Below are 15,192 nucleotides of genomic sequence, written 5' to 3' on the forward strand. Positions count from 1 at the left end.
GAACTATCTATAAAACCCTGGTCGATTCAGTCCTCACCACTCATTGCGATTTGTGTGCCGCTTTGAGATAGGTATCAGCAGCACGGGGCTGAGATAGGCCTTAGCATCCTAGCCGCGTCACGCTACACCCGCAACATAAATGCGGAATGGCTGCTTGCAGATTCAGACGGGGGAATGCTCAAGCGTGCCTCCCATGTTTCAGCGCTGGAGATTAATGCATCAATTTGATCAAGCAGTTTGGCCACTGCTTCTGCATCAATCAGTTCGTTTTGTTGTTGTAGGCAGAGTTGCCCTTTTTCGTTCAACGCAAACCATCCTCCCGCAGTGCCCGCACCCCAGGCACAGGCACGCAGGAGCAGTTCATATTGACTAGCGCTGGGGTTGGTAGCGAGGTGGCAACTCATGACCAAGCGTTGCTGGGCATGTGAAGAGCGCAACTCGAGCAATCGTTGGTTGTCAAATATAAGCCGGCAACAGCCTTGCGCATCGAATGAGAGGCCCTCAATGCCCATCGCATGGCCCAAGGCCCCGAGTAATTGGTCAAACCGATCGCTTGTTTGGCTGGCAGTGAGGGTTTCAAGCATATCAAGAGGCTTTCTGGATAATGCCCTTCATGGTATCGCCAAGCGTTTTACTGAGTGTGCCTTGCAGCTCAATCATCATGCTCCATTTTTGCATGGCCATTTGCATATTCAGCAAGGCGGACGAATCACTGGGATTGTTTTGCAGGTTGGCCATAGCGCTCTGTACATTGGCTGTACTGCTGTCAAAAGCTGTGGTGAATGAAGCAGTGATGGTGTCAAAGGATAGTCCTGTCGAGGATGGGCTGATAGCTGCCATTGTTAACTCCTGAAGTTCGGGTTACTGCCGGGTTTCAGAGCTGATGCCCTTGAGAGAGGTGGCTGGCCTGCCCCGGCAGACTGTGTTGGGCCAGTACCTGTTGTGCTGCAAGGCAAGTTTGCAGCATAGCTTGTAGCAATACAAATTGTTCTCGAGCAACGCCATGAGATTGTTGATGGCGTATCAATTCAATCAGTTCAAGCAAGCGCTGCGCCGATTGTGCAACCATTTGCTGACTGGCAGCATCGGTACGCTGCAACGCTGCCTCCAGCGCGCTGAGCTCGGTGGTTGCGCTGTCGATTGGCTGTGCGTGACCTGGTATGGACAGGCTGCTATGAAATGGTGTCGATGTAGTCATGCTATGAATTTCATACCGGATTGTCAGCGTGCGACAGTGATGCGGCGAGGTTGATCGAACACGATCGCGTGGTCTTCAATCGCTTGTAGTCGCCAGCCTGCATGGCTGGCTCCTGGGAGCAATTTTGCGCCTCCAGGCAATACAAGGTAAGGGCTCATGCCGCCAACAACGCTGCGTATTTCAAACGGCGCTTTGCTGTGGTGGTTGGCAGGGGCTTTGGTGACGACTGTAAAGGGCATTCCAGGCCAGCGTTTACTGATCGCAAGCAAGGCATCTTCGAGCTTGGAGCGCTGTGAATTGCTCAGCGACACGGTGGCCAATATTTGTTGCCCATCCCATTCGGTTTCACTGTCGGCAAATCCTTCGGCTTTGAGCGCAGCAGCAACGTCCTGTGGCATGGTTTCTGCCAGTCGAATGCTGTTTTGCAGTTCTAGGTCTGGAGGCAGCAATGCTTTGGTTTGCTCAAACGCTTCTTGCTGGCTTGCCGTGTTGGCCATAATGCCGCTGATGCGCAGGCAGCATGAGTCTGCTGCGTTGAATTCGAGGTGTTTGAAGGCTTCAGGCAGCATGGCCTTTAGGTCTGTGCGCATCTCGGAGATCGAGCGTACTCGCATCAGCGGTGGAGGTTGTTGCCTAGCCATGGCGGTTGAGAGTCGGTCGAGCGCCTCAATCGAGGCGACCCATCCTGATAGTTGAACGCGCCCGTCGGGCTGCGGAGACAATTGAAGTCGAAGAGCGGGGTCTACCTGTGCAATTGCCAGCTGCAATGCGGGCAGCTGTGCAGTGGCACGCAGCATCAAGTCTTGTGACGTCAATGCTGCTGGCAGCGCTTGTGCTTGATTGACTTTGGCATAGTTAAAGAGCAGACCAAACACAACCACGGCCACAATGGCCAGAATCAGCACATAGGTGCGCTTTTTGCCTGCGCGCTTGTGATTGGTGCTGGCTGCCTGTTCTTGGGCTGCTGTGGCAGTAAGCGGTGCGGGCTCTGGCGGCAATGGCGCCATGGGGGAGTCTGCTTCAGGGGGCGTGGTGTCGGTTGCGCTATGTTCCCCAGGGCTTAATCCTTGCGATGGCAGATGGGGTGGCGCTGAGTTTGGCGCAGTGACGGCCTCACGCCAGTCCAGGTGATTGCCCATGGACACATCATCTGGCCATTCTTGCTGGGTGTGGGCGATACTGATCCAGATTCCGCCATATTCATGGGCATGACCGAGCGGGTGCCAATCTGACAAAGCGCGGTGGGTTTCATTGACTTCGCGGGATTTAGCTTCGCTGAGTCGCCAACCTTGTTCAGGCAGCAACTGCAGTTCAAATAAAGGTGCTGCCGCAGAAAAATCAGAGACGATTGCATCTGCCTGCTCTTGTGTGCCTAAGGTCATGCCAGCAGTAGCTGGCATACGCGCACCCCGGTGCTTGCCGCTGTGAATGCGCAATTCCAGTGTGTGTTGGGCCATTACTTGCTCAATTGCCTGCATGGTGGGACGTTGTCATCGAAGGCATGCTACTAATGGGTTTACAGATCAATGCGTGCCAGTGGTTGGATGTTGATTTCCTGCGTCAATTCTTGGTAACTGAGTACGGGCAGATCGTACAGATCTTGTTCAATCATTTTGCGCAGGTAGCGGCGGATGTCCATTGAGGTAAGCAGCACTGGTCGATGGGCGGCTTGACTGATATTGCCTACAGCCCGTTTGATGTTGTCGACCAGCTGTTTCGATTTGGCTGGATCAAGCGACAGGTAACTGCCTGCCGAGGTTTGTCTGATTGCGCCGCGAACCATTTCTTCGACATTGGGGGCCAGCAAGTAAGCGGGCAGTACATTCTGTCCGCTGGAGTATTTGTAGCTGATGTGGCGACGCAGGGTAGAGCGCACGTACTCGGTGAGCAAAACGGAGTCTTTTTCTTTTTGCCCCCATTCAATCAAGGACTCTAGGATGGCCCGTAAATTGCGAACCGAGATGTCCTCAGAGACCAATCGCTGCAGGATTTCAGCGATTTTTTGTATCGGCAAAACACGCGTTGCTTCTTTGACTAGATCGGGAAAGCGCGCCTCCATGGCTCCCAGCAAGAAGCGCGTCTCCTGAATGCCAATAAAATCTGACGAGTATTTTTTGAGCACGAACGCCAAATGGTAGGTAAGGATCTGGTTCACGTCCATGAAGGACAGGCCTGCGCGCTCCATCAGTTCCCGTTTGTCCGCAGAGACCCAAACCGTTGGCAGGTGCGGCAGAAAGGCACGGTCGGTTTCATAGTCAATTTGCAGTGCGTCCAAATTTTGTGTGGTTTCGCGTGACAAAATGAAATTGGGCCTTAGGCGGCCTTGTGAAACTGGGATTTCAGACAAAAGGATGTTGTAGCTCTCAGCTGCCAGGCTTTCGTTAAAGCGCAGCTGAATGCCCGGAAAAGGCACACCTAGATCGAAGTACAGTGCCCGGCGAATTTTTAACAACTCGTCATTGAGGGCATCTGCTTTGAGGCTGTGTTGCAAGTCGGCAGCGACGTCCATTAGTAATGGCACGGTGGGGGCAAATTCCTCGCTGCCATCTTGTGCAGGTTTGCGCGGTTTTTCGCCTGCAGCTTGCATTGCTGGAACCTCGGTGACAGCGCCTGTTTTCTCATCTACCACTTGGCGTGTGCTGCGAAGCAGCACATAGCCAACGCCACCAATCAGCACGGCAAGCCCAACAAACACCATCCAGGGCATGCCTGGGATGAGTCCCATGCCCAGGGCAACGGCAGCAGCAATCATCAGCGCGCGAGGTTGTGCCATGATTTGCGCGCCAATGTCCTTGCCTACGTTGGAGGGGCTGCCATCGTTGGTCTGTACCCGTGTGACAATCATGCCCGCGCAAATTGCGATGAAGAGTGCAGGAATTTGTGCAATGAGGCCATCGCCGATAGTCAGAATCGAGTAGGTGTGCATGGCATCGGCGGCCGTCATGCCGCGCTGCATGGTGCCGATGACGATGCCGCCCAGCAAGTTGACCGCCACGATGATCAATCCAGCGATGGCATCGCCTTTGACAAACTTCATGGCGCCGTCCATGGAGCCGTACAACTGGCTTTCCTTTTCAACAATGCCGCGACGGCGCTTGGCCTCTTCCATGTCGATGGTGCCTGCACGCATGTCGCCGTCAATCGACATTTGTTTGCCAGGCATCGCATCCAGCGAGAAGCGGGCCGCCACCTCTGCAACCCGCTCAGCACCTTTGGTGATCACGACAAACTGAACAATAGTGAGGATCAGAAACACCACAAGCCCCACCACAAGATTGCCGCCCACAACGAAGTTGCCAAAAGTGAGGATGATCTCACCTGCATCGGCTTGCAACAAAATCAGGCGCGTGGTGGCAATGGAGATGCCCAGCCTAAAGAGAGTGGTGATCAGCAGAACCGATGGGAACGAGGAAAAGGACAGGGGCGATGGCAGGTACATGGCAACCATCAACAAAATGGCTGAAAGAACCATGTTGGTGCCAATGAGCACGTCAACCAGCCAGGTGGGCAAAGGCAGAATCATCATGAAGATGACTGCGACCAAGAATGCCGCTAACACCAAGTCGTTGCGGCTGGTGGCCTTTTGAACGATGTACTGCAATCGCCCCAGCATGCCAGGAGCAAAAGAGGTCTGAGCCTGGCTATTCATGGTTTTTTATGGCTGCTGTGCGAGGGGTTGGATTGGCGGCTGCCCACCTGGCGAGTTGCGATGTGGGCCCGCATGGCGCTGGCCGCTTCTGTCTCTCGTCCAAGTTGTTGTAATACCTGGCCGTGCACCAGGTGAAAAGAAGCGTCTATGGCACCCAATAAAATCATGCGCTCTAAGGTTGTCAGTGCCCGTTGTGCTTTCTCTGAACGCAGTTGCGCAACCGCCAGGGTAAGCAGGGTTTTGGGGTTGTCAGGAGCTAGCACGTCGCGTGCTGTCAGCAATACAGCAGCTTTATCGGGCAGGCCGTGCTGTAGGTAGATGTAACCCAGCAGGTCCATCAGCTCCAGCTTCAGCGCCAGTTCCGGTTGTTCTGGCAGTGTATTGGTAGGCAGGCTCTGGGGGTTGACGCCGGAGTCTGCGTTGAGCGGTGTGGTAGTGGTCACCATGCAGTTGGTTTAACCTTGGTAGAGCACGCTGCGATACATCTGCACCAGATCGCGCAGGCTGCACTCTTCATTGAGCAATCGGCTTGCGCGGTTGACCGCGCGCAGTGCGTCTGTCTGTGCCGGTTCCTTTTCAAGCTGCGAGGCGGCCTGGCGCAGATGCTGCTGGACGGACTCCAAGCCCTGACGAAAGTGCTGTGGTGACAGAAGTTCGCGGTGTTGCAGGTGTGGGCTCAGTGCCGCCTCCAGGTCAGAGTCCAGGCTAGGCTGGCCCAGCAGCGCTTCTACCTCGGGCCGCATTGCCAGGTCAGCAGGCATGCCCTCTTCGCGTCGGGGCAGCGTTTGCGTGTCACCTTTGCGGGCGAAGGTGATTTGGTCAATGCCTCGGTCGAAGGCAAGGCCAGGTCCCAGTTTGATATCTGACATGGAGTGACTCCTTTTAGCTGGCTTGGTTGGGCATGTGGCGCAGTACCATCAAACCCGCAGCATGCTCTCTATACGCAACTCACTTGCAGCTTGCGCCAAAGCAGTGCTCGCGGCTGGCATTTGTGCACCCGGCTGAGCAGCGAGGCGTTGTTTCCAATGCTCCAGCAATTGGGCCAGTATTTCTAGGCGCTGTACGAATTCAGCGACATTCTCGGTGTCGCTGAAACTTTGCCAGAGCAGCAGCTCCTGCCGAACTGGATCAAGTGCTGGTTGAAACCCTTGGGTTTGCACACCAAACAGGTTGGCTGCCAGCAATTCGGTCAGGTACATGGCGCTTTGCTTGGCAGGCAAGGCCCCAATAACGCCAATAATGAGCAGGTTGTTGCTGCCTTCTTGTTTTTCCAAATCGATCTGGTGTTCTGCATCGACCCGCAGGCTGGCTACGCCTGCGTAGTTGAACGCCAGTGTGCAGCCAAGCTTTTGGCTGGCTTCCTGAAGCAATTGATCGGCTGACATAGTGATGTGTCCTCTTGGCTGCGTTCAAAGTTCTGCTGCATGGGCAATGAATGCCGGCAGCAGTGTGGTGTCCATGATCTGCTCGACGGTGTTGCGCAGCGCATTCGAAAGCTGCTGCCGGGCGGTGACGGCCGCGTTTACGGCAGCCAGGGCCTTGGCGTAATCTGTACCCTTGACGTTGAGATGGTATGTTCCCGGGGGTGCTTGTGTAGCGCTTGCAAAGAGACCTGGTGTGCTGGCTGGTGCCATGGTGAACTTCTGGAATATGGCCTGTGCCAGCGTTTCATCCGGGTTGTGTTTGAGTTCTGCCATGGCATCCATGAAGGCCAGTGATTCAGGGCAGCCGACCGGGGACATGGCCCATTGTCTGAACACTTGTAAGTCAGCCGGGCTGGCCTTCGTCAGGAAGTCGGTATAGGTGCCGGTGAAGCTGCCAAACGACCATTGATGTTTTGTGAAATGGCCTTGTCCGAATGCGCCATTGAGATTCAACATACAGTCTGAGACGATGGGGGCAAACGCATTGACCAAATCTGTTTCGGCTTTGGTGATGGCCTGGGAAAAAAATTGGGCCTGTGCTGCCTCGATGCCGATGTAGGTGATGGCTTGAGGGTTTAACAGCATGTCGCGACAATGGCGCAGCGCCGTCAGGTCGGGCTCGCCCTGGCTCTGAGCAAAAAAATCCCAGGCACGAACCAGGCCGTCAGCTGTGGCATTTTTGTGGTTTGCATCGCCTATGAGCTTGCCTTTTTGGGCCTGCGCAAAGGCGTGCAGGTCGTCGGCCAGTGGTTGATTGCTGCCCAGGTTCGCGCTGGAGAGCAGTGTCAAAAATGGGCTGTTGGCGCTTACTATGTCAGTTGCGACCGGAATGGGATACGGGCGATTGAAGGCAGGTTGCAATTGAAAGTCGAAAATGGGCTGGCCCTGCATGCTCAGGCGGTTGCTGGCTATGTCCAGTTCGAAAAGTACCGAGGTTTTCAGTGAATTGCCGTGGCGGTCAAGTTCTACTCTGGCTCCGGTGTCCGTTGTGATGGCCTCAACTTCATATTCGTGTTTGTAGGAGACATCAAAGCGACCATTGCCCTTGGTGGTCAACTCGAATGAAGCCTGATGTGCGCTTTCCTGGCACGCTTGCACACCAAGACCATTGGAAGTCTTGATGAAGGGTATGCCGCTTGCCATGGCCACACGGGCTGCCGCTGCAACGCCTTGGTGAAGAAACTGGGTGACTTTGAGCAAAGCGGCAGGCTGTTGACCGCAGGCAACGAAAAGTGCCTGCAAACCTGCTTGCACACGCTGCTCCTTGACCGCATTGCTCAGCGTTTTCCAGTTGGACACATCAAATACATTGTTGCCATCCACCTGGACATGTGCAAAGCCCCGCATGGCATCTACGATGAAGCTCCTGGAGACAGGTAATTCGATTGTGGCTGTCTGTGGGTGACTGATTGCGAGCGTTACTTCGGTGCTATCGGCGCTTTCCTTGGCGCTCAATGGTCCTTCCAGATTCGCTTGGTAAGCATCCAGTGAGTCACCTGTGAGCCGCACACGTGTTTGCCCATCGGGGGCGAGCCCATGCAGTGCTTGCAGCATCAAATTTGGCAACTCATTGATCGTGTGTTCCAAAAGTGCCATTTCCTCATCGCTAAGCGCTAGTTGCTGTGCGCTGTCGGACAGTTCATTAATGGCACTGTCCTGAGTCCAGTGCTGCATCATGGAGAGTCGCTGATTTGGAGGCAGCGAGGCGACAACATCTGCGAGAGCTTGATTCAGTGACGCCTGTGAAGCATGCCTGCCGCCGTCCATCAGCATGGCTCCGGCGCTCTCCGCGACCGCCTTGCGTGTTCGCATTAAATTCACCAGATCTGGCATCAGTTGACTGGCAGGAACGTCAGTTTGGTGCATCAACGACATCCACGCACCCTTGGTATGTGAAGCCTTTTCGTCAAGGCGACTTTGAAATTCCTTGTCAAAAACTGCTTTGAAACCAGCTAGGCTGGTACTTTGTTGGTTTTTGGGGATGAATTTTTTCAAAGCCGAGTTCAACTGCCCCAACTGCGCGTCACTCAGATCGTCTGCCGCCAGCGTATCTGCTTGGGTTTGGGTGCTGAGGTACTTGACCATGTCTTGGTGGTCTTGCTTCGCTTGTGCATTCAAGGTGAAAGTGGGGTCGGCCATTTCATAGGCTTGCAAACGCAGCCACACCTCGGTCATTTCGACCACGGTATTGCTCAATACAGGGGCGTCGGTTAACGAGTGAGGCAGGTCCAGGTCATCGGCCTTTAATTGCGCCACAATGGTTTGGAAGCTTTGCAGGTCCTTTGTTTCTCGCGCTTTCAGCTCTGTTTTGAAACTGTGGTGCAAGGGATCGTTAGGGCCTGTTTCGTTGATCAAGCGCATTAAATCGTCCAGAGCCGCGCACGATAGGACAGTTTTTAGCTGCGTTGACGATAAGCCATCTTTTAAGAGTGCTGCCACGCCACTGCTTTCGAATTGCGCGCCTGTGCCGCCGAGCGGAACGTGTAACTTGGCCAATGTGGCCTGTGTCTTGGCAATGGGATTCCAAATGTCCCGCAGTGCACCTGCAATGCTGTCACGCGTTTTTTGCGGGAGTGGCGTTGTTCCCGCGGCTGCTAACACATCTGTCAGCTTTTGCATGGCTTGTTGCTGCTCGTGCGCACTTGTTTTAAGTGTGGCGTGCGCCATTTCTGTCGCTTCGTTGATCAGAGTTTCAGCCAGATTGCCAGGTAGCTCGCCATTGTCATTGAGCAAGTGCAATTGCTGCACAAGATCTGGCAGTTGATTCTTGGGTAAGGAGGCCAGTGCGGAGCTTACGAAGTCACCAAGACTGAGTGCAGAAGTGGGATCAGCAAGAGTTTGTCCCAGTGTCTGCAAGGCCAGGCTCAGCTTCTGTGAGGCGCCTGTGTTACCGGCTAACAGTCCTTTTAGCGCAGCGTTCAGGTTGCTTTGAGTCAGCAATGCCTGTGTGGCGGCAGGCGTATTGCTGCGCTGCGGCGCGGCTTGTTCTGTTTGGCTGCGGCCAAAGAGTGAGCGAATGGTTTGACGAAACCCACCAGTTTGTTGTCTAGGAGCTGCAGGCCCGTTGTTCTGCGCTAAGGCTCGTCCATTAATCTGGGCAGGAGCCTGGTTTTGGTGAATCGGGGCACTGCCTGCCTGATGAGCAGGAGTGTGAGCGCCATTGGTGTTGAGATTGAGGGCCATAGCTGCTGGTTTTGTTGTGTTGCGTGGATACTCTTGTCACATCAGCCGGGAGTCTGAACGCGCACTATGGTCGTCGACATGAATGGCTGGCCTGAATGCACACTTGCGATGCATCTGCTAGGGTAAGTAACCGTTTGGCAAGATGGGTTCCATGGTGACTTGTTCGCTGTGCTGGGTATTGGCCTTAGAACGTGTTTACGATCTTTTCGCAGACCGCGTTGGAGCCCAAAAGGATACGATGCGCGGCAAAAACCGCAGTCGGGCTATCTGCCCGGCGAGGATTTTTAACAAAGCAGTGCGCCTTTTGGGCTCCAACCCGAAGGGCAAGGCTCAAAAAAGCGCATTGCGGCGTTGCCCGTTTTGTTCATACAGACGTATGAACTGCAACAGGCGCCTTGCACTGCCTCTTTTTTGTGCCTTGCGCGACTGCAAAAAGATCGTAAACACGTTCTAACTAGCTCGCAGTAGTTCGAAGCGGCTCATGAGCAAGTCAATGGCTTGGAGCAAGCGTGTGGCATTGATCTGCTCCAATGGGATTTGTATGGCCTGTACAAACCAATCTTGCGCGTCTTGTTCGAACCAACCATGTTGGATCAGGGCATCGCCTGAAGCCATGGTGTCCTGCTTTAAAGCGCGCAGCAGAAGCGGGCTGGTTTCATAGGCCTGCACAGGATGGCTGATATGCACGCGAACATGGGTTTCGTGCGCGGCAATGCCTAGGCGTGCCTGGGAGTCAAGGCGTAGCTGCAGCCCTTGCGCGGCTTGCGCCGGTGAGATTTCAAGCTGGATGTTCTGACCCAACTCGGTCAAGGCTTGTTCAAGCGACATTTCAGTAGTCCTCTTCGCGGTCAATTGCGATGTCCAGTGCTTCTTGCACGGCATTGAAGGTGCGTGTGCGCTGGTCACTGTCTTTAAAAATCGGCGTAGGCATATCGCGCAACATGCCTTTGACGGCCTGTAACAAGGTGATTTGCGGTGCTGCTGCATCGCCTGCGAACTTGTGTGCCAAATTGCCAAGACGGCTGTGTGACACCCATTGTTCATTGCTGATGCTGACCATCTCGCGTAGCAAGGCGATGGGGCTTTCTAATTGCACGCCATGTTTTTGGCTCAGCGAATGCAGCAGCGTGTCGCAAGACTCCAAAATGGTTTCAACTACTGATAGTTGGTATAAGTCCTGCATCAGACTTTGTAAGCGAGCGCAGTCGGTGCTGGGTCGCGTTGCTGTCACGTCCAATCCCAGAGCTTTCTGCAGCCGCTCAAGGCCCTGGCGCAAACCTTGTTCGCCATGGCGCTCAAGCAGCAGGTCCAGTGTTTTGTGGATGCTGGCCTCGCCAAGAACCACATCCTGATAGGTTTGCTGAAACCGTTGTACTTCCGCTGGTGGTGAATCACCGTCAGCGGCTGCTTCAATGGTGTTGAGGTCGGCGCGGATGGCCGGCCCGTGGGCCATTTCCAAATCGTCGATGGCCTCTCTGAGGCGCTCCAGTACTTCCTGCGATGCACCTTCTTGTTCCCCTTGACCTAGGGCGTACTGCAATGCCAGATACTGCGATGTGCTGTTGCCTAAATGCTCGCGCACCAGCTTGCCTGGACTGCTGCTGCCTTGCAGTAGCTGTGCGCATAAGGCCTTTATTTTTTCTGCTTCTGCAGCCTGACCAGCCTTGAGCAGGTAGTTGTTGATGGCTTGGGCCTGCATGACAGTTTGTTGTCCAAGCACGTCTTTTTTGCGTTCGTGGCGGTGGCGGTTTTCTGCTTTGCCTGCCATGTGCATGCTGATTTCTTCAGCTGCATTTGCAAGCATGTCACTTTCCCACTCAAGCACAACCCCTGATTGGCCAAGTTGACCACGTGCTTGGGGGTTGCTGTCGGCCGGTGCTTGTTGACCTAGGCCGGAGTCAATGAAGGTGTGCAGATCAATGCGTGACATGGATGTTGTCCTCTGAAAGGCTCCTTTGTGCAGGGCAAAAAGACACGACGTCAAAGCGGTTTGCTTTGGCGTATTGGTGTGAGTAACCAATTGGGCTTGGCGGTTCCATGACGACAGTGGTTTTAGCGAGTGTGTCAGGCCACTACATGAAATCAAAACAATCATGGAACTGACAGCGTATGGCTGTTACTTACCTCGTGTCAGCCGTTTAGTGCGGTGTTTATTAGCAGTCTCAATAGGAGTTCACTATGTCCCAGCTTTCAGCTGAGCAGCGTGCTGCGCAAATGAAGGAAGCCATTGATAACGCCCTGCGTGCTTTGGAAGAGGGGGAGCGGTTTTTCGAGGCGAATGGCCTCAATAAGGAAAAAGCGCTTGCTTATCTGGAAGCGCAGCAGACAGAGCAGACGCGCGCAGAGGCGCAGGCTGCTGTGCAGGCGGATCTGGAGGAAGTTGAGCTTGATGTAAAGGCCCGCGCAGGGCAAGAGACTTCGGCATCTGCCGGTGGTGCTGCATTGCGCCGCCGTCGCCAGATGATCTGAATGCGGTAAGTCATGAAGGCTAAGGAGTATTGATATGGGTATTACACCAACCAATTTGAATTCGCTTGCCGGGGTGGGGGCGATTGATTTGACTGGCATGGATATTGAAACTGCCTTGATGGCGGTGCAGTCCCAACGTGCGCAATTGCTGGAGTCGCAATTGACCAACCAGATCAAGGAGGTGCAGAACCGCAATGAGCAGATTGCCAAACTCAACAATGTACTGTCTGCCTTGAATAGTGTGGCTGCCAACTTCAAGGGCGATGCAGGTGCGACCGATAAGTTGGTCGGCAAGAAAGGGCTCGATGGTAAAAACTTCAGCCTCGAGAGCCATGCCCAACTGGTGGAGCAAGCATTGGCGGATGCTGGCCTGGATCGGTCTGCTTTTGATTTTCCTGCTGACAAACAGGGCTATAAAACATATAAGGCAGGAGATCCGGACCCCAAGAGCAATTTTCTTGTTGTTTTCCCACCAATTAGTGCAGCAAGAGCGCAACAGCTGAATGACAGTGCAATGGCCAACGCAAGCGGCTACCGCGATATGACCAAAGGGCAGATTGATGCGGCAGTTAACAAGGTCAAGGGCATGATTGATGCAGCCAACAATACCAACCAGATGGACATGCTGCGTCTGCAAAGCCTGACCAACAAGCGCAACGAGGCATTCGACATCATGAGCAATTTCATCAAGAAGATGCAGGACAGCCGCTCCTCCATCATTGGCAATATGCGTTGAGCATGTTTGTCGGGTTCTTGATTTGTTAAGTCATCGGGGGATCTATGGGTGTGAATTTGAGTGGTCTCGCGGGCGCTGGTGGTATTTCTGGAATCGATCTGCAGAATCTTGACATTGAAACAGCCATGATGGCCATTCAGAGTCAGCGCAGTCAATTGCTGGAAGGTCAACTGCGCGGGCAGCTGGATCTGGTGTCGGCACGCAATGAGCAGATTGCCTCGATGCATGAGTCCATCAGTGGCAAGCAAAGCCAGATCACCGATCTGGATAGCCAGATTGATGCGCTGGAGACGGGCGCCGTGCCTGCCTCGAACGAGCGTATTGCCGAGTTGACCCAAATGCGCGATCAATTGCAGCAGGTGCTCAACCGTGATCCCAATGGCTGGACCGGTCTTTCGTGGGGTTGGGACAAGGATGCTGCGACAAGTTCGCACGATATGCTGGCGCGTGTGAAGAGCGAAGGTCTGACCAATCAGGGCAAGGACCCCAAGGACATTGATGGCAACGGCACGATGGATGCCGAGGGTAAGACCATCAAGGGCTGGATTGAGCAGCTCAACAGCAAAATTGCAGAGGCGAGCGAAGCAGAGAAAACGACCAAGATCAACAGTCTGCAAACCGAGAAGGCGACGTTGAACAATGAAATCACGGATTTGAAAAGCGGCATTGATGCACTCAACAACACCCAGCAGATGGACATGCTGCGCCTGCAAAGCCTGACCAACAAGCGCAACGAGGCATTTGACGTCATGAGCAACTTCATCAAGAAGATGCAAGACAGCCGCTCCTCCATCGTTGGCAATATGCGCTGATTGCGCAGGAGCTTGATGCAATGACAGAAGTTCTACAAGATACCACCAATTCGCAAGACCAGGCGCTGCAGCAGCTCGCGCTGGTGCGCCAAACGCTGGTCAGTGGCGGCACCATTGGCGGTCTGCGTGGCATCTCACAACAGGAGTGTGAAGCACTCTACCAGTTTGGCCATGGTTTCTATGTGCAGGCTCGATATTCCGAGGCTTTTCAGGTATTTGCCTTGCTGGTGACATACGACCACTTGGAGCCGCGCTACCTGATGGCTCTGGCGGGGGCTGCACAGATGCTGCACCGTTATGAAGACGCCTTGCAGCATTACGGAACGGCCGCACTGCTGTTGATTGATGATGCGGCGCCCTATATCCATGCTGCCGAATGTGCCTTGTCTTTGGGGCGCAGGGACGATGCCGAAGAGGGACTGAAGCTGGCACTTGACGTGTTGGCGATGCAAACCAATCCGGCTTTGCAGGCTCGTGCCGAGACTTTGCTTGAAATGATTGTCCGACCAGGAGAGAAACAATGAGCGTTCAGCCCCCAGTTATTGGATCATCAGGTGGTCCTTCTTATGTAGATTTTTCAGAAACGAATTCAGCGTCTGATGTCAAAACAAATGGCGTGCAGGTGCATGAAATTGAGCAGGACAATGTTGGTGGGACAGACAAGGAAAAAAAATCCGGTGTTGATATGCCCGCGCCTGAGTTGACGCGTGGTGGCAGTGTCGGGCTCTCGAATTCCCTAGCTAGCTTGACTGCTGATCAGATGCAGGCGGACATCTATGCCGTGATGGCTTTGTTCCAGAAGATGGCACAGGAGCAGCGCACCGCGGCCCGCGAAACGCGCATGGCCGAGGCAGAAGCCCAGACCAGCTCATTGATGGCGGCGGCGGATGAAATTCGCAGTGCTGCAAAGGATAGGCTGATTGGTGGAGTGATTTCTGGGTCGCTCTCAATTGTAAGTGGCGCGGTCAGCATGGTAGGGGCTGCCAAGGAAGCGCGTGCGTTGAGTCGTACCGCAGATCCGGCAATTCCTAAGGCAGGCACTTTGACCAAGGAAGAAGCGTTAAAAGTCAATCCTGAGCAGGTCGCCAATAAAGCGGCGGTCAATGACCAGCTCAAAAAAGACTTTGCTTCTTTGCAGCTGAAGAAACCTGTTGAAGGAGCATTGACTCAGAAGGAAGCATTTAGGATCTCTCCTGAACAGGCTACTAAAAAAGCGGCATGGAATGATCAATTCTCGAAAAATTTTGGTTCTTTGCAACTGCCTGCTACTGCATCCGGACAAGGCGCTGCTGCGCAGCAGGTCGCCAATAAGGCTGCATTTAGTCTGCAGAGTCAGTCAGGCATGAAAGCAGGCGGCAATGCACCCAAGACCCATTTTCCTGCGGAGACCCAGAAAAATGAGCAGCCCAAATTGTCAGGTGATGCATTGGCTGCACACATCGCCGCAGAAGGCAAGGTCTGGCAGGGAGCGGCACAGACCATTGGGGCCACTGGTGGTTTGGTTTCCAGTATTACTGAATTCACTGCCTCCCTGCATGACGCCAGAAAGGCAGAGCTTGAGGCCCAGGCTTCCGCGCACGATGCGGCGGCGCAGCAGGCCAATGATGTAATGCAGCAGATGCAGGACATCATCCGAGATATCCGCGACAAGTTGGGCGCCATGGAGCAGTCCAGCTTGGAGACCAATCGCAGCATTGCTCGCAATATCTAAAGGTCAGGGG

General features: G+C 54.1%; 16 protein-coding genes. 5 read left to right on the forward strand and 11 right to left on the reverse strand.

All coding sequences use genetic code 11. From position 1 onward, the window contains the following. Positions 1 to 122 precede the first annotated feature (122 nt). The 11 genes from E8K88_RS14510 to sctW form a co-directional block, all read right to left on the reverse strand. Positions 123 to 584: a type III secretion system chaperone gene (locus E8K88_RS14510; protein WP_136407397.1), complete on the reverse strand. Its 462-nt coding sequence runs from the start codon at positions 582 to 584 to the stop codon at positions 123 to 125. 1 nt (position 585) lies between these two features. Further along, positions 586 to 840, reverse strand: a complete 255-nt coding sequence (gene sctF, locus E8K88_RS14515; RefSeq protein WP_136407398.1) for a type III secretion system needle filament subunit SctF — start codon at positions 838 to 840, stop codon at positions 586 to 588. Positions 841 to 874: 34 nt separating this feature from the next. Next, the gene (locus E8K88_RS14520) at positions 875 to 1,099 is read right to left on the reverse strand and encodes a hypothetical protein (protein WP_136407399.1); all 225 of its coding nucleotides are present in this window, start codon (positions 1,097 to 1,099) and stop codon (positions 875 to 877) included. A gap of 122 nt (positions 1,100 to 1,221) precedes the next feature. Further along, positions 1,222 to 2,655, reverse strand: coding sequence for a type III secretion system inner membrane ring subunit SctD (gene sctD, locus E8K88_RS14525; RefSeq protein ID WP_168797346.1), 1,434 nt, complete (start codon positions 2,653 to 2,655; stop codon positions 1,222 to 1,224). A 59-nt stretch (positions 2,656 to 2,714) separates the two neighbouring features. Next, on the reverse strand, positions 2,715 to 4,847 hold the full coding sequence (sctV, locus tag E8K88_RS14530) for a type III secretion system export apparatus subunit SctV (RefSeq protein WP_276606675.1): 2,133 nt from the start codon (positions 4,845 to 4,847) through the stop codon (positions 2,715 to 2,717). Beyond that, positions 4,844 to 5,293, reverse strand: coding sequence for a type III secretion apparatus assembly chaperone SctY (gene sctY, locus E8K88_RS14535; protein ID WP_136407401.1), 450 nt, complete (start codon positions 5,291 to 5,293; stop codon positions 4,844 to 4,846). The genes sctV and sctY overlap by 4 nt, the downstream gene beginning before the upstream one ends. A gap of 9 nt (positions 5,294 to 5,302) precedes the next feature. After that, the gene (sctX, locus tag E8K88_RS14540) at positions 5,303 to 5,716 is read right to left on the reverse strand and encodes a type III secretion apparatus assembly protein SctX (RefSeq protein WP_136407402.1); all 414 of its coding nucleotides are present in this window, start codon (positions 5,714 to 5,716) and stop codon (positions 5,303 to 5,305) included. A 48-nt stretch (positions 5,717 to 5,764) separates the two neighbouring features. After that, positions 5,765 to 6,232, reverse strand: coding sequence for a type III secretion system chaperone (locus E8K88_RS14545; protein WP_136407403.1), 468 nt, complete (start codon positions 6,230 to 6,232; stop codon positions 5,765 to 5,767). Between the two features lie 24 nt (positions 6,233 to 6,256). Next, complete coding sequence (locus tag E8K88_RS14550; RefSeq protein ID WP_205880098.1) at positions 6,257 to 9,211, reverse strand: hypothetical protein; 2,955 nt, start codon at positions 9,209 to 9,211, stop codon at positions 6,257 to 6,259. A 693-nt stretch (positions 9,212 to 9,904) separates the two neighbouring features. Next, a complete protein-coding gene (locus tag E8K88_RS14555) occupies positions 9,905 to 10,282 on the reverse strand; it encodes a hypothetical protein (RefSeq protein WP_136407405.1) in 378 nt (125 codons plus the stop codon). Between the two features lies 1 nt (position 10,283). Beyond that, entirely contained in the window at positions 10,284 to 11,384 is a 1,101-nt protein-coding gene (gene sctW / locus E8K88_RS14560) for a type III secretion system gatekeeper subunit SctW (RefSeq protein ID WP_168797347.1), read from the reverse strand. A gap of 284 nt (positions 11,385 to 11,668) precedes the next feature. On the opposite strand from sctW, the gene E8K88_RS14565 reads away from it, so the two are divergent. The 5 genes from E8K88_RS14565 to sctB all read left to right on the forward strand — a co-directional run bounded on the left by E8K88_RS14565 (position 11,669) and on the right by sctB (position 15,182). Then, entirely contained in the window at positions 11,669 to 11,923 is a 255-nt protein-coding gene (locus E8K88_RS14565; RefSeq protein WP_136407407.1) for a hypothetical protein, read from the forward strand. A gap of 34 nt (positions 11,924 to 11,957) precedes the next feature. Beyond that, entirely contained in the window at positions 11,958 to 12,659 is a 702-nt protein-coding gene (locus E8K88_RS14570) for a hypothetical protein (protein WP_136407408.1), read from the forward strand. A gap of 125 nt (positions 12,660 to 12,784) precedes the next feature. Beyond that, positions 12,785 to 13,471: a hypothetical protein gene (locus E8K88_RS14575; RefSeq protein WP_240754549.1), complete on the forward strand. Its 687-nt coding sequence runs from the start codon at positions 12,785 to 12,787 to the stop codon at positions 13,469 to 13,471. A gap of 20 nt (positions 13,472 to 13,491) precedes the next feature. Beyond that, positions 13,492 to 13,995, forward strand: coding sequence for a SycD/LcrH family type III secretion system chaperone (locus E8K88_RS14580; protein ID WP_136407410.1), 504 nt, complete (start codon positions 13,492 to 13,494; stop codon positions 13,993 to 13,995). Beyond that, positions 13,992 to 15,182: a type III secretion system translocon subunit SctB gene (gene sctB / locus E8K88_RS14585; RefSeq protein ID WP_136407411.1), complete on the forward strand. Its 1,191-nt coding sequence runs from the start codon at positions 13,992 to 13,994 to the stop codon at positions 15,180 to 15,182. Before E8K88_RS14580 ends, sctB begins: the two co-directional genes overlap by 4 nt. The last annotated feature ends 10 nt before the right edge of the window (positions 15,183 to 15,192 follow it).

It is taken from the genome of Lampropedia aestuarii, assembly GCF_004803635.1.
GTDB classification, from domain to species: domain Bacteria; phylum Pseudomonadota; class Gammaproteobacteria; order Burkholderiales; family Burkholderiaceae_C; genus Lampropedia; species Lampropedia aestuarii.

What these genes read in the sequence shown, in the direction of transcription:
- E8K88_RS14510 (WP_136407397.1), bottom strand. Translation starts at nt 584, where the DNA reads ATGCTTGAAACCCTCACTGCCAGCCAAACAAGCGATCGGTTTGACCAA.
- sctF (WP_136407398.1), bottom strand. Translation starts at nt 840, where the DNA reads ATGGCAGCTATCAGCCCATCCTCGACAGGACTATCCTTTGACACCATC.
- sctD (WP_168797346.1), bottom strand. Translation starts at nt 2,655, where the DNA reads ATGGCCCAACACACACTGGAATTGCGCATTCACAGCGGCAAGCACCGG.
- sctV (WP_276606675.1), bottom strand. Translation starts at nt 4,847, where the DNA reads ATGAATAGCCAGGCTCAGACCTCTTTTGCTCCTGGCATGCTGGGGCGA.
- sctY (WP_136407401.1), bottom strand. Translation starts at nt 5,293, where the DNA reads ATGGTGACCACTACCACACCGCTCAACGCAGACTCCGGCGTCAACCCC.
- sctX (WP_136407402.1), bottom strand. Translation starts at nt 5,716, where the DNA reads ATGTCAGATATCAAACTGGGACCTGGCCTTGCCTTCGACCGAGGCATT.
- E8K88_RS14545 (WP_136407403.1), bottom strand. Translation starts at nt 6,232, where the DNA reads ATGTCAGCCGATCAATTGCTTCAGGAAGCCAGCCAAAAGCTTGGCTGC.
- E8K88_RS14555 (WP_136407405.1), bottom strand. Translation starts at nt 10,282, where the DNA reads ATGTCGCTTGAACAAGCCTTGACCGAGTTGGGTCAGAACATCCAGCTT.
- sctW (WP_168797347.1), bottom strand. Translation starts at nt 11,384, where the DNA reads ATGTCACGCATTGATCTGCACACCTTCATTGACTCCGGCCTAGGTCAA.
- E8K88_RS14565 (WP_136407407.1), top strand. Translation starts at nt 11,669, where the DNA reads ATGAAGGAAGCCATTGATAACGCCCTGCGTGCTTTGGAAGAGGGGGAG.
- E8K88_RS14570 (WP_136407408.1), top strand. Translation starts at nt 11,958, where the DNA reads ATGGGTATTACACCAACCAATTTGAATTCGCTTGCCGGGGTGGGGGCG.
- E8K88_RS14575 (WP_240754549.1), top strand. Translation starts at nt 12,785, where the DNA reads ATGATGGCCATTCAGAGTCAGCGCAGTCAATTGCTGGAAGGTCAACTG.
- E8K88_RS14580 (WP_136407410.1), top strand. Translation starts at nt 13,492, where the DNA reads ATGACAGAAGTTCTACAAGATACCACCAATTCGCAAGACCAGGCGCTG.
- sctB (WP_136407411.1), top strand. Translation starts at nt 13,992, where the DNA reads ATGAGCGTTCAGCCCCCAGTTATTGGATCATCAGGTGGTCCTTCTTAT.